This window comes from Thiothrix unzii, assembly GCF_017901175.1.
GTDB lineage: Bacteria > Pseudomonadota > Gammaproteobacteria > Thiotrichales > Thiotrichaceae > Thiothrix > Thiothrix unzii.
Genome location: NZ_CP072793.1, coordinates 1,174,793 through 1,187,933, shown reverse-complemented (window position 1 = coordinate 1,187,933; position 13,141 = coordinate 1,174,793). Strand labels below are relative to the sequence as shown.

Sequence of the window (13,141 nt, the reverse complement as noted above, 5' to 3'; positions counted from 1 at the left end):
ATGATTACCCCCACCATTGCCACCTTGTCCCGTTTCACTCAGAGAGCTTTTTTTTGAGCCTCGGCTTCGTCTTTGCCGTACAGCTCGTTATAAATGTCCTTGGTTGAGCCGTTCTGTGAAGGGGTGAGTAGTTCACTTTGGGCAACACGGTTAAACCCGGCACTGAAATCGGTGTTCCAGTCTTGCTCACGTCCGGTAGCAACCCGCTCCACCGCCCCGGCAATGCCTTGCGATAAGCCAGAACCGGTGGCAACGATGTCTGTTATGCCTTTATTGGCAAACTGGGCGGCGGCAGCAAGCGGTTCCGGGGTTACGGACAGCACGTTGTCAGAGGTGCGTTCTGCGGCAGCTTCACTGGCATCGCGCTTTGCCATGTCTTGGATCAGGGTACTGTCCCGGTCAGCCGTCTGCTGAATCCCCTCCTGCGCCACACTCATGTCCGTGCGTGTCTGTGCCATGCCTGCTTGTGCGCCATCGACTACGCCTTGATAGCCAGCCGGTACGGTGCGGTTAATGTCCAATCCAGCATTACCGGATGCGCCACTGATCGCACCTGCCCCAGTGTGTTGTAACCCCTGAACCCCCGCATGACCTTGTTGGGTAATGTCTGCGCGGTTAGCCGTATTAAATTCATTAACGCCAGTGGCCGTGGGTGCAGCCTGCACCCCTACCAATGCTGCTGCACCGCCTTGGTTCACAAAGCTGTCGACCCAACCCTGCATTTTCTGGATAGCTGCGGCGGCAACCGCCGAATCATTGGTTTGGTAAGCCATTGCTTGGGTGGAGGTAAACTCATTCGGGCTAACCCCTAAACGGTTACGCATGAAGTCGCTGATGTCCCCCCCAAAGCTGATCCCGTGTTCCTCCAACCGCGCCCTGACGGTTTCAAAGGCTTGCGCACGCTGGTAAGAAGCCGCTGCCTTTTCTGCCAAGGCGTTATTTTGCTGTAACCCGGCTTGCAGGTTACGTGCGGTGGAGTCGGATACCCCATCCTGACGGGTAGCCGCGAGCTGAGTGGAGAGCTGTTGGGCAGTTTGCATCGAATCCTTAAAGCCAGAGGATTCCGCCACTTTCACCGCTTCCCGGTAATCTTCTTGGGATTTGGCATCGGCTTTGCCACTTAAACCAACACCTGCGGATGCTTGTGCCAATAAACCCAAACCGGTTTGGTAACTCAAGCCCCGGCTAGATGCAAAATCACGCCCAATGTTTTCCATTTTATCCACGGATTGCGCCAATTGTGCCGATTTTTGCTGCGTGGCGGTGTCGGTCGTGCCGGTGGATTGCTGCGCCTGATGGCTGAAGGATTTCATATTGCTCAACAAGGACGAGGTGGAAGCCATGTATTCAGCGGAATCCATGCGGGCAGCAGTCACGGATTCCCGCGCACTGGCACTGACCGACGACTTAATCGCAGAATCCATCTGCGTGCCGTAGGCGTAATTGCTTTTCATCATGCTGGTGATTGTGCCACCCGTTGATGTGGTCGTGGTGGTCGTACCATCACCACCAGCGGTCACGGAGGTCATGCCAGCAGCCATGCTGCGGTTGGTGTCCATCTTGTTGGCATTCATGTTACCCCATGAGGCCGTGTCCATTGTCAGGGTGTTCATGCTCATGGCTCCGCTGGTTTGCTCATTGGCGGCGGCAGAGGCGGTACTGTTAGCCGGTTGCATCAAGCTGCTGTAGACCGCACCACCGGCAGCCATACCACCTTTGAGTAGCATGTAGGAGATCATCGGGATGCTGATTGCCATGTAACCCGCCAATGCCACCATGTCGGCATTGACGGCATTGACCGAGTTCATGCTTTCAAGGGTTAAGCCGTGCGCACCGTTGGAAAGCAGTGCGGCATTCAGGCTGCTTTGGGAGCCGTACCAGTACATTACTGAGTTGATCACCGCGTACAAAATAGGCCACATTTGCAGCCATACCATGAACATCGCGTATTGTCCGAGTGCGGTAACGCCACCGGGCATTAAAATAAACAGGAACACCAGCGGTGCAATCGCGTAGGCAATGGCCTCCATCACCGCTTTCATCACCGGCAAGGTACGTGAGGCGGTGTTGCCCATCATAATGTAGGTATTACGTTGCTGGGATTCGGCCTTGGCTTGGTAAATGGCTTGTGCCATTGATTGGTTGTCTGAGTCAATGCTCGCGCCCTCCAACGCCCCGGACACGGCTTTGATCATCATCGCTTGGCGGGTGAGATCAGCTCCGGTTTGGGTGTAACCTAAAAAGTCCGTGGCGGTTGTGCCACCGGCACTGGCTAAAAACGCGGCTTGCGCATCCGACACACCCTTGGTTGGCCAGATTTTCTGCCCTGCCTGCCCAGCAGCATTGTTGACCTGTGCCGTCATGCCGTTAGTACGTGTGTCCAGATCATTGGCGGCCTCACGGCAGGTGCGTGTCACCCCGTCACTAAATTCGATCCAGCGGTTGGTTTGGGCATAGGTTTTGAGGTGCGTCCACAAGTCACTACCGGTGGCAAACGCATCAATCGACAAATTGCCAGCGGTAATCTGCGGAAACAAACAATGCCCGATGAACTGGTTGATGTCGCTGGAGAACCGCGCATCCGGGAATTCCATTTCACCGAAGGAGCGCATCACATTGGCTCCAAACAACATCCCGTTGGTACTGTACTTTTGGTCGCCGGGAATGGTGATAAAGGTTTCGTACTTGTCCACCAAGCCCTTGCCAATGCCACTGGTTATGTAGGCAATAATCCCCAATCCCAGCGGCACATCCGTTACCACGGGTGAGGCCGTGGTTGGTGGATCAAGCGGGTCATTCACAATCAGGTCAACTTTGGGAACCAGCAAGCCGACGTAAAAGAACGCAAAGAACAGCAACCATGACCAGTCAGCCTGAATCCCCCCACCGTTTTTATTGCGTAACGCGACCAACATCACCCACAGCAACCCAATCAAACCCGCGATGCGTACCAGCGTGGTGTAACTGCCCGATCCCATGAACATCTTGACCGCGTGCAGGGCTTCCACCACATACGAACCACTCCCGAAGGTGTAAATATCCAATGCCATGCTTTTACTCCCTTAACGACGCAACACTTGTGCTAAACGTAGCCGTTGCGTCAGCGACGGTGCATAACGGGCTGTCGCCATTTTTTTCATTTGCATGTAGGTGCTAATGACATTGGTTAGCCCCCCTTTGCGCTGCTGCTCGGCATTGAGTTCTTGTTGTGACGACTCCAAAATGTGCCGCAAGTTGGCGGCGAGTTCCGCCCGCATCCCTTCCGTCCCTGCCACCGCTTCACCGTCATTGGCTAACGCGGTGAGTAACGGGGTAGCGGCTTTGGCAAAGAACCGGTAGGCGATTTCTTTGGCTAACAATTCCCGGTACTCGTTAGCGACTAACGAGCCTTGCATCCCGGCATCGTATTCGGCTTGCAGCATCGCAAAGATCGGGTATTCACTGAGTTCAATCACCGTGAGGGCATCCCCCGCATTGGGACAGGTGCTGCAATTGGCAATGTTCATGCTGGGATCAGCCACGGCCTTCACCACATGGTCGATCCCCAGTTTGACCCGCTCACGCAGTTGTGACAGTGCTTTACTGTTGCTGTACTGTTGTTCGGCAATTCCCATGCACTTCTCATGCTCGTTGCAGTGCATCAAGATAAAGTTGGTGTCACCCCGCAGGAATTGTCGTAGGTAATGGTGGCAGGCATCACTTGCGGCTTGGCAGGGTCTTTAGAATTCCCTTCGGGAATAATGATTGTGCCGGTAATCGACATGATCAGTTCGGCAAGGTTATTGTCACGGATACCTGCACCCTTGAGCGCACGCCACACAATATTGCCTGCCACCATTTCTTTCATTTTGCGGTCATCGTCATTTTTAGCCATGCCGGGAACCCAAGAAAAATCCCAGCCATCGGTATCACACGCCATCTTCGCGGTGAACTCATCCGCCAACACCCCTTTGCCGCCGTGATAACGTTTACACAAGTCGGTTTTATCCCCGCCCATATTGCGCCATAAGGACGCGCCCATTTTAGTGCCTGCCTCACACGAGTTAATATTGAACTGGTTGGCTTTGTTCGCCCACTCCTGCAAGCGTTTCATTAAGGCGGAGAGTTCCGGTGACATCGAGTCCAGTGCCAAATAAAACGCGGTGGATACGGCAGTGGAGCCGATTTGCCGCGCCATTGCGACCAGTTGTTCCTTGTTGATAAAGCTAAACCCACCAAGGAACGCATCAATCCCGCCACAGCCGTATTGCAGCTTCGGGGCTTGGAAGCTCATGAGCTGGTAATTGTTGACCGGCGTGCGGATACGGATACCACCACCAGAGAAGTGGTTAGCTGATTGCCCTTGGTACATGGCACTGGGCGAGAGCGACGCACCGCCGCCCAAGGAGCCGTAATATTCATTGAGCTTACCTTCCAGATCAGCCTGTGCCGTGCCACTGACCGCTACCAGTAGCAGTACCAGTGCCGCACGGGTGATCAAGCGGATGATTATTGTCGTTATTGAGGTGCGTTGCAGTGGCATCAGTACACTCCCGGCTGCATGGTCAGTAAACGGCGGATACGGGTTTCAATCTCATCCAACGGAATAACCCCGTAACCCAACGGTAGGGATTCTTTGGTATCAGGATTGACAATGAATAATGCTGGTGCATCCTGTACCCCCATCTTCGCCGCAATCCCGTTGTCGGGTTTGGCGTTCGGGAAATACGGGTTGGTTGACCCATCCAATGAGATCGGCATGATGGTCATGCGGTATTCGTTGGCGACGGCTTGCAAAATACGCCCTTGTTCATCACAAAATGGGCAATTGCGCTTAAAGAAGAAAAACAAACCGTTGTCTTTAGCCACGGCTTGCACCGCCGCTTTTTGTTCGGCACGGGTAAGCTGGCGGTCTACTCGTACCCCACCGGCTGCGGTCGGGTGAATAAAGGCGTAATCCAGTGCCGGATTTGCCCAGCGTACCCGTTGCCACATATCGGTAAACAACATGGCTTGGTTCATGGTCTGCTCTTGCAGCGTCAGGTACTTCGCCAGATTGTCCGGGGTTGGGGTGAGAATTGCGGCATTTTTGGCTTCTTCCAGTTCAGCACGCACAGCTTCCATGCGTTGCGTAGCCGTGGGTGGCTGCGGCATGGCTACTGGGGTGGGTATCGTTGCGGATACGGGTAGTGCAGCAGCCACAGGCACGGGTTCTTCCGGTGGTTTAATCGCTGGTGGTGAAGGAGGAAGCTCCCGCCAGAACCAACCACGTTCCTTGTCGTCGTACCATTGCGCCGCTGCCAGTGCGGGTGCGCTCCATCCACCGACCACTACCAGCAGTGCCAGACGTAACAAAGCGAGGCGATACGTTGCCAAAGGCTTTACCATAGCACCCGCCCTGCAATCTGTGCCGCACTCACCAAGCCGACATCCTGATAGCGGCTGTCGTAAGAATCCGGGTGTGCGGTGGCCACAAAATAATGCTCAGGCGGAATCACTCCTGCTGGGGTGCGTACCAAAACATCGCCACTAGGGGTGTGCGAATGCGCTACTCCCACGCGCCGTCCGCCGACATACGCGGTGTCACCTTGCCATACCAATACATCCCCCGGCATCCCCAAAACCTGCTTAATGAAGATCATGCCAGTGGGGTAGTGGCGTACACTCGCCCCAATCCGAAACGGCAATAACTCGCCGCGCTGCGGTACATGCTGACCCAGTGCCACAATAAAAAACGCATCGGGCAGGCTGTCGGTTTCATTACCGGCAAACCGGTAATGGGCAATCACCCACAACAAGGCATAGCCCCACACAGAACCCACCACCACGCTTAATAGCAGGTAATTGCGTAACCGCCGTGCCTTGTGCCAACGGGCTGTTGTAGCCAGTGTCGGGTTATTAAGGGTCTGTTCCAGCATCACTGTCTTTTACCGGGTTCAAAGGCAACAAAGGAGCATCTGGCGTTGCTGGTGCAGCCTGCGGTGCTGTTGGCGGGACTTGGTTCGTCACCTGATCGGCGGTCGGCATCGCAGGTGCAGGTACATCCTCCAGCTTGTTGAATTTGCCAGTACGCTTGAGCAACAACACCCGTAACTCGTCGGTGAAATCCGGGATCGCGTCACTGTGATACGCCAGTGCTTGCGGCTGGATCAAGGTGTAGCCGGGATGCACCTCAGTAACAAGGTACTTCATCAGCGGATCAAGCTGGTTTGCTGCCAATGCGGACTCTTCCAGTGCGTAATTCACCGCATTGGGATTATTAGGATCACGCAGCACCCGCTCGTTAAATTCCTGCATGATTTTGGCAATATCCGCCGTTGCCAATTTGACTGGTGGTGTCGTGGCAGGTTTAAAAAACACCTGCGACACCAGTACCACGGCGGTGGCGGCAATGGCTCCCCATAGCAGTGGTAATGCGGCATCCAGCCAACCTTGCCAGCGGTTGGTGGGTTTGGTGTGATTCACTGGGTTGTCCTTAGTGTCCATGTTTACTTGCTTCTTCTTGACGTACCAATTCCTCCACGGCATCGGCCAGCGAGTAGCCGCGTGCTACCAATTGATTGACCGCGTGAACCTCTTCGGCTTTGGTGGAATACACTTTAGCGGTATAGCTATCGACGATCAGTCGCCCGACAGCACCACCACCGGGCATGTGAATGTACACTTCCGAATATCCGCCGTGGCGGGTGCGGATGGAACGTAACACGCGCCCCAAATACTCACCGACCGAGAACCGCCCGGAGGCTTTGAGCTGTTCAATGGATTCGTCTTTTTGCCGCAGCATGAATACCCAGTCGGAGTTTTCCCACGCGGCTTGGGCTGCTGGGTTTTTGTAGTAGTCATTGACCGCCTGTGTGGCGGTTAGGAATGCCCCGCCGTATTTACGTACCCGGCGATAACCGGTTTCAATGAACTTGGTGGCTTGCCCACCGCTCATCAAATCCCATGCTTCATCAATCACGCAGATTTTGCGGCGGTTACGCTCACCGAGGTACATTTCCTGTTGGATACGCAGCATGATGATTAACAGCACAATGCCCTGTAGTTCCTTCTTGGATTTGAGTTCTTCCAGCTCCAGCACGATCAAATCATTGTCGAAGGTTAACGTGGATTTGCCTTCAAAGAAGCGTCCGTAAACCCCATTTTTGGTGTACGGGAACAGGATTTCGCCCATGTCCTTAGCGCGGTGATCCGGGTGGGTCAGTAGGAATTGGGCAATGTCAGTAAAGGTGGCAGTGTTGCCTTTGTCCTGCCATACCGAGGTAATCGCCTGCTCAATCCATGACATGGAGAGGTCATCAATCCCGCCTTCCGAGGCAATGGCTTGCGCCACGATTTGTTTGAGCATGGTCAGCTCGTCATCGTCAAACTCGCGGATGGTGCTAAACGGGTTAATGTTAATCCCGGCGTTCTCAGTAAACTCAATAAACTGTCCACCCAGCAACTTACAAGTACGCTCATACGAACGCCCTACGTCAATAATCCACGCTCGTCCCCCCGTACCCACCACGGAACTGACGATCTCATTCAAGAAAAACGACTTGCCCGAACCGGAGGAGGCCACTACTGCACCGTTGTAGTTGCCTTGGTTATTATCGAACATGTCAATGAACATCAATTGCCCACGTCGCCCGGACAACATCAGCAGCGGTGATGCAGTACCCGACCATTCCGCCAGTACCGGCATGGTATTCACCACGTTGAATTGGGTAATGGTGCGCAACCGCTTGAACTGGGCAAAATCTTGAGCTAAATGCGGGTCAAACCGTCCCGGTAATCCGGCAAGGAAGGATTGCACTTGTAAGAAGCGGTCAACCTCTAATTTCCAGCCCTTCGACAGATACAAACTTTTGACTTGGCTTTCGGCTTGATCCGCGAGTCCAAGCTGCGGGTACAACGTGACCCCGTGCCATACCCGCGCCAAGGAAATCCCGGAGTCCACATCGTCTTGCACTTTGCGCCATTCCCGTCCCCGATTCAGCAAGTCCGGCAGGAATTTCGCCATCGGTGAATCCGCCGTTTGAATAGCGCGACTGGCCTTCAGCGTCACCATGCGCTGCATTGCCTCCCTATCGGGTATCTGAATCCCGATGGTAGACACAAACGCGCACGGCACTTGCAGGGTTTCTTGGAAATAATCCCCAATGAAATCCTCCATCATCGCCAGTGACCATTCTTTGGGGTAGCTATTGACCGACAAGCAACGCACCGCCTTGTCACCGATCACTAAGCCGTCTTCCTTCATTTGCAGGTTGACCTCGCGGGATACCGCCTGCTCCCGTAACGGCACATGCGCATCGTACTGCGGCTTTAAATGCTTAAAGTCACCTTCACGGGCAGGACTCACCAGCTCATCCACCAATGCCAGCAAGTCCGGTGGAGCCACTACCCGTGCCGGAAACCCGGCAGCACGCAATACCCCCATCAAACTGTCACGCAATGACAGTGCGTCACTGATGTCGCCCTCATCGGGATTACCCGGCATCATCAAAGCAAAAGTACAACGGTAATCACGCACCAAGTAGGTGGAATCCTTAAACAAGGAGCGGCGTGTACCTTTTAACAGGTAATCGGCACGGCGTTGTGCCATGCGCTCATAAATCGAGCCGGATTGCCGCGCACCTACCCACGCCTGACACATCCCGGCAATTTCCGGGGAGGCGTACAAGCAGCATTGAATAGTCGATCCAGTCGGGTACTGCTGGTTAAACATCCCCAGCAGGATTTTAGCCATTTCCTCATTCGCACCCGCCGACGGCGGGATTTCTAAAATGAAACCGTAACTTTTTGGGCGTTCCTTGGGGTTAATAAACGCGGCATTTAAGCTGTTGTAGTAAAGCTGCGTTTCCGGGTCGTAGGATTCGTAATGCAGCAAATCCGCCAAGCCATAACGTTTAAAATGCTCACTAAAAACCGCAATGCTCGGTGGTGGTTCACCGCGCAATACATTGGCATCCGGGGTGGAACGCCGGTTCTTAGGGGTGATCAGGGCGGCAAGTTTGGCTAACATTACTCACCCGCCATGAAGTCAAGGGCTTGATCCTGCGCTTGTTGCGTGGTCATCGCCGCCTTGGGTTTGGCATCCGCCTTGTTGTCAGCCGGTGCAGCCGTTTTATCGGTAGGCCGCTCTAACAGCGCGTAGCCGTTGGGATACAGGCTTTTTTCGGTGTTGGCACGCAATGACCATTCCCCGGCATCCGCCACAAAATAGCTGTAGGATTGGTCGTGGAATACCCCGTTATTGTCTTCCCACGGCGCAATCCATACCCGCATCACTTGCGGTAGGGAGCGGATCGCCACGCCTTCGGGAATGTATTGTGTCACCCGTGCGCTGGCTTCAACCGCAGGCTTGCCGGTGGTGTTGGTCGTCTTAGTAGCCGTTGCATTACCTTTAAGCTTTTTACCCAAAGCACTGAGGTAGGAGTCAGACACCGATTGGCATTTACCGCCTTGCGGTGTACCGCACGCATAGTTGGGGCTGGTGCTGCACCCACTGAGTAACAAAACACCCAGTAATACAATGATCAGGTGGAAGGGCATCATCATCATGGGGTTGTCTCCGTTGTTGTCGGATTATTGGGTTGTATCCGTTGGTTTTTTTTCAGTTGGGTCAGGTCTTCGGCAGTGCTGAGGTCAAACAAATGCCCTACCAGCAAATACGGCTTACCGGGCTGCATGTAGAAAATGTTCTGACCTGCCACCACTTCGTACATCCCGTCCAACGGGGTTGGGTTAATGGCTTGGATGTCCGTACCGGGAACCAGTGTGTGAATGGCTGCATCCACACTCGGACGTGTTACCTGTACGACCCCAATCCACCCCAGCGACGGCACGAAAGCCAGCAGGGGTAGCCATAAACAGCGCGGAATACGCTTTAACCGTTGCATTACCATGCGGCTTCCTCCTCTCGGCGCAGTGATTTACTGGCCTGTCGCCGGTCAGCGTCGGTCACAATGCTGGTCAAGCCTTCACGTCCACCGGCACTGCCTGCGTCGGCCTCAATGTCCAAACCGGATAACAGAATAATGGTCACATCACGACCGGCTGCGACTTCCAGAATCGGGAAGGTCTTTTCAGCGGCTTTTATGTAGTATTCCGCCAGTTTGTTCAAGGCTGTACCCGATCCACTGTACATCCCAAACTCCAAGGCTTGATTCGGGGATACCGAGGTGACAGCACCCGTGCCAGTTTGGGTCACGGTAGTGGCGGCTTGCGCCAAACCTTGCCCAACACCGCCTAATGTTCCCGCCAACATCGCATTGGCAACCAACGCACCTTGCTTGGATACCAGATTACCGCGCAGCCCTGCCTTACCGTCTTCGCCTGCGACATACGCATCCAGTTTAGTGTCCACCACCGTGCCGTCTTTGAGCACACACGACAGTCGTTCGGTGCGCAGGTTGACCCGTTCAGACGAGATGTCACCGTACCCGGAGGCAATGACGTGACACTCTTTGACTTTGGAGCGGAAGCGGTTCGGCAGATTGGCGTTATCCGTCACCATCAGTAATACCGGGTGGGGATTTTGTTCAGCGTTACCCCCGGTGGGGGCATCCAGCGAAGCCACCAGTTGCGCCTTAAAGAACGTACCGGACGGGATGTAGGTTTTTGCCTTGGGGCGTTCGCGTTTTTGCGGTAATGGCCTACCACCCGTCGTCGGCGTACTGGCGGTTTGCTCGATGTCGATGCTGGTGGGAGTCACCAGCGGTTTGGTGGGATTGTCACCGTTGGGGTTTGCGACACCTGTACTGGTGGGCGTACCCACCGTGGTCACGGTATCCACCGGCACGGCTTGTTCACCCACGGTAATATGCACCATGCCTTCATCCACGTCGGGTGCTGGTAATGCCTGCATCGGCGGCATCCCCTCAGCACCGGGCATTCCTGCCATGCCCGGTGGTAAACCCGCACCGCCTTGACCCGCACCCGCAGGCAACGGCGGCACAATGCCATCCAGTGCAGGGTTAGCACCAGAGACCGGTGGCAAGTTAGGTAATGCCAGTGTTGTGGGCACTTTAGCGGCGGCTTCTTGTAAACTGGCTACCGTGGTTTGTTGCCCTTTCAATTGTTCGGCTAACTCCTCGTTACGGCGTTTGAGTTGCTCCATTTCTTGCAGGGCTTTTTCATTACCACGTTGCATCGCCTGTAACGCAGCATCGGCCTTGGCTGTCCACAATTCTTCGTCACTGATTTTCCGGGCAGCGGCTTCGACTTGCTGCACTGTCCCCACTTGCGTGGGTATGGCTTCTGCCTTGGGTTGGTCGTCTGCCAGCCACATCATGAAGATCAACAGCGCGAACACCGCCGATCCACCCCCGAATAACAACAGCTTTTGTTTTTTGGCGGTACTCGCCGCATCCGGCACACTGCTCATGGTGTCACCTCGCGCACGGTGTAGACGTAGGTGAACTCGTTGGCCTCCAGAATCGGGTTCTTCACCGCCACCGCTAACACGCCCTTGCCTTGAAACTCACTCTCGACAATGCGCATCTGTGAGCCTGAGCGATTGGTCAGGGTGTAAACTTCACCGAGTAAGCTGTCGCCTTCGTAAGAAGCCACTCGTAGGTAGTCCGCACCTGCCCACAATGTTTGCGGTTCACTCAGGTCACGCGCCACGTCGTACCCGGAAACTTCCTCGACATTACCCGTCATCACCTGCATTAAGGCCATCACCTCACTGGGTAACGACAAATCGTTTTGGATGACCACCCGTCCCGATTTGGCTTTCTCCACCACCATCGGTTTCAGCACAATGCTGGCGGAGGGATCATCCGTGACACTCAAATTAAGGGTAAAGGTGCGACCACCATCGTCGGTGACAAACGCGGCAAAATCCTGCTTACCACTACCCGTGGTTTGCTTGCGCTTTACCGAACCACCACCGGGCAGCTCCATTGCATCCAGCACTTTTTCTTTGCCGCCTTTGTAGCGCACAAACACCTGCCCGTTTTGCTTATCCACCTGAAACGTCAAATCCTTACCATCGGCGGAAAACACCTGTTCAATCCGCGCACCTTGTACCGTCACCCGCGTTAAACCGTCACGGGAAATTTTAGCAGTGACGGTATCACCGTCATTCACGGTGAAATCAGCCGCACTCACCAACGTGGGCAATAGCCATGCACCTGTCATGACCAGTAGCAGCGCATAACCGCTGCGAGTTAAACCTGTTAATGACATTTTCATGAGGTTGCTCCTGTGGTTGGGTTAGCCGGTGCGGTATTGAAGGGGTCGTGCGGGGAAGTTTCTACGAACTCCATCAGGTAGATGCGTCCTGCTTCCATGCTGAAAGTCAGGCGGTACAGGGCATCACGGTTGGAGGTGAGTTTGTCGCCCACCCATGTTTTGAGCGTGCCTTTGATCACGACCACCGGGCGGTTATCACCCATGCTGTATTCCACCGGGTAAAAGGCTTGCGTGACGTTCTCGGCCTTCATTTTCAGCGCGGCGGCATCCAGTTCGGCCTTGAGTACCCCACGGATGGAGGGATGTACCACGCCCATTAAACGGTCAATGCTGTAGGCGGCACTTTTGGCATCACCGGTTAACGCCAACTGCGCCACGTAATCGGCGGTCATCTGGAAATATTCCGGGGACGCGCCACTGTCCGCCACCCAAAATGGCTTTTGCGCCAATTCAGCATTGGGCGGTACAAAAATGGTTTTGGTGTCGTGACTCTTGCCCATTAACACCACCATCAGCAGTAGCAGGGCAAGCAGCAAGCCGCTGGCGATGTATTGCCACTGGCGTTTTTCCGCCATGACTACGCCGATGTCTTTGAGTTGTTGCTGGCGGTTCATCCCACGAACTCCCGAATGTAAGACGGCGGGGTGGATTTGAGCTTGCCCATGCCGATATACCAGTACAAAACGTGCAGCATGTAATACGCACCTCTCCCGGCTTTGAATTTGCCAATGGCGTAAGCCGCCAATAGCCCCAACACCGCACCGATAAAAAACCACCCCATGATCAGGCCAATCCCGATGGGTGCGACCATCGCCATGAATTCGTCCATCTCCCAGTAGAAGGCTTTGGGCGGGGCATCCAGTAAGCGCGGAATGTAATACTGCCCCAGTGCTTGTTCTTTACTGCTCATCGTGATTGTTCGCCCTTGTCGCGTGTATTTGTCAGGGGTATGGCCTGTCAGCGACCTGCCATACCC

The 13,141-nt window shown here is 54.6% G+C and carries 13 protein-coding genes; all 13 read right to left on the bottom strand.

From position 1 onward, the window contains the following. Positions 1 to 38 precede the first annotated feature (38 nt). The 13 genes from J9260_RS06185 to traL are packed head-to-tail and all read right to left on the bottom strand — an operon-like array spanning position 39 to position 13,075. Positions 39 to 3,050: a conjugal transfer protein TraG N-terminal domain-containing protein gene (locus J9260_RS06185; RefSeq protein ID WP_210220150.1), complete on the bottom strand. Its 3,012-nt coding sequence runs from the start codon at positions 3,048 to 3,050 to the stop codon at positions 39 to 41. A gap of 12 nt (positions 3,051 to 3,062) precedes the next feature. Continuing rightward, positions 3,063 to 3,614, bottom strand: coding sequence for a hypothetical protein (locus tag J9260_RS06180; RefSeq protein WP_210220149.1), 552 nt, complete (start codon positions 3,612 to 3,614; stop codon positions 3,063 to 3,065). Positions 3,615 to 3,640: 26 nt separating this feature from the next. Next, positions 3,641 to 4,522: a conjugal transfer protein TraH gene (locus J9260_RS06175; RefSeq protein WP_210220148.1), complete on the bottom strand. Its 882-nt coding sequence runs from the start codon at positions 4,520 to 4,522 to the stop codon at positions 3,641 to 3,643. Next, positions 4,522 to 5,367, bottom strand: coding sequence for a conjugal transfer protein TraF (locus tag J9260_RS06170; RefSeq protein ID WP_210220147.1), 846 nt, complete (start codon positions 5,365 to 5,367; stop codon positions 4,522 to 4,524). Before J9260_RS06170 ends, J9260_RS06175 begins: the two co-directional genes overlap by 1 nt. Continuing rightward, positions 5,361 to 5,897 carry a S26 family signal peptidase gene (locus J9260_RS06165; protein WP_210220146.1) on the bottom strand — a complete coding sequence of 179 codons (537 nt, stop codon included), beginning with the start codon at positions 5,895 to 5,897 and terminating at the stop codon, positions 5,361 to 5,363. Before J9260_RS06165 ends, J9260_RS06170 begins: the two co-directional genes overlap by 7 nt. After that, a complete protein-coding gene (locus J9260_RS06160; RefSeq protein WP_210220145.1) occupies positions 5,878 to 6,465 on the bottom strand; it encodes a hypothetical protein in 588 nt (195 codons plus the stop codon). The genes J9260_RS06165 and J9260_RS06160 overlap by 20 nt, the downstream gene beginning before the upstream one ends. Further along, positions 6,455 to 8,989 (bottom strand): type IV secretion system protein TraC, encoded by a 2,535-nt coding sequence (gene traC / locus J9260_RS06155; RefSeq protein WP_210220144.1) that lies wholly within the window; start codon positions 8,987 to 8,989, stop codon positions 6,455 to 6,457. Before traC ends, J9260_RS06160 begins: the two co-directional genes overlap by 11 nt. Further along, positions 8,989 to 9,528 (bottom strand): type IV conjugative transfer system lipoprotein TraV, encoded by a 540-nt coding sequence (traV, locus tag J9260_RS06150; protein ID WP_210220143.1) that lies wholly within the window; start codon positions 9,526 to 9,528, stop codon positions 8,989 to 8,991. Before traV ends, traC begins: the two co-directional genes overlap by 1 nt. Further along, positions 9,525 to 9,872, bottom strand: a complete 348-nt coding sequence (locus J9260_RS06145) for a disulfide isomerase DsbC N-terminal domain-containing protein (RefSeq protein WP_210220142.1) — start codon at positions 9,870 to 9,872, stop codon at positions 9,525 to 9,527. Before J9260_RS06145 ends, traV begins: the two co-directional genes overlap by 4 nt. Beyond that, complete coding sequence (locus J9260_RS06140) at positions 9,866 to 11,353, bottom strand: TrbI/VirB10 family protein (RefSeq protein ID WP_210220141.1); 1,488 nt, start codon at positions 11,351 to 11,353, stop codon at positions 9,866 to 9,868. Before J9260_RS06140 ends, J9260_RS06145 begins: the two co-directional genes overlap by 7 nt. Continuing rightward, entirely contained in the window at positions 11,350 to 12,165 is an 816-nt protein-coding gene (locus J9260_RS06135) for a TraK domain-containing protein (protein WP_210220140.1), read from the bottom strand. Before J9260_RS06135 ends, J9260_RS06140 begins: the two co-directional genes overlap by 4 nt. Beyond that, positions 12,162 to 12,779, bottom strand: a complete 618-nt coding sequence (locus tag J9260_RS06130; protein ID WP_210220139.1) for a TraE/TraK family type IV conjugative transfer system protein — start codon at positions 12,777 to 12,779, stop codon at positions 12,162 to 12,164. Before J9260_RS06130 ends, J9260_RS06135 begins: the two co-directional genes overlap by 4 nt. Then, positions 12,776 to 13,075, bottom strand: coding sequence for a type IV conjugative transfer system protein TraL (gene traL, locus J9260_RS06125; RefSeq protein ID WP_210220138.1), 300 nt, complete (start codon positions 13,073 to 13,075; stop codon positions 12,776 to 12,778). The genes J9260_RS06130 and traL overlap by 4 nt, the downstream gene beginning before the upstream one ends. Positions 13,076 to 13,141: the final 66 nt, after the last annotated feature.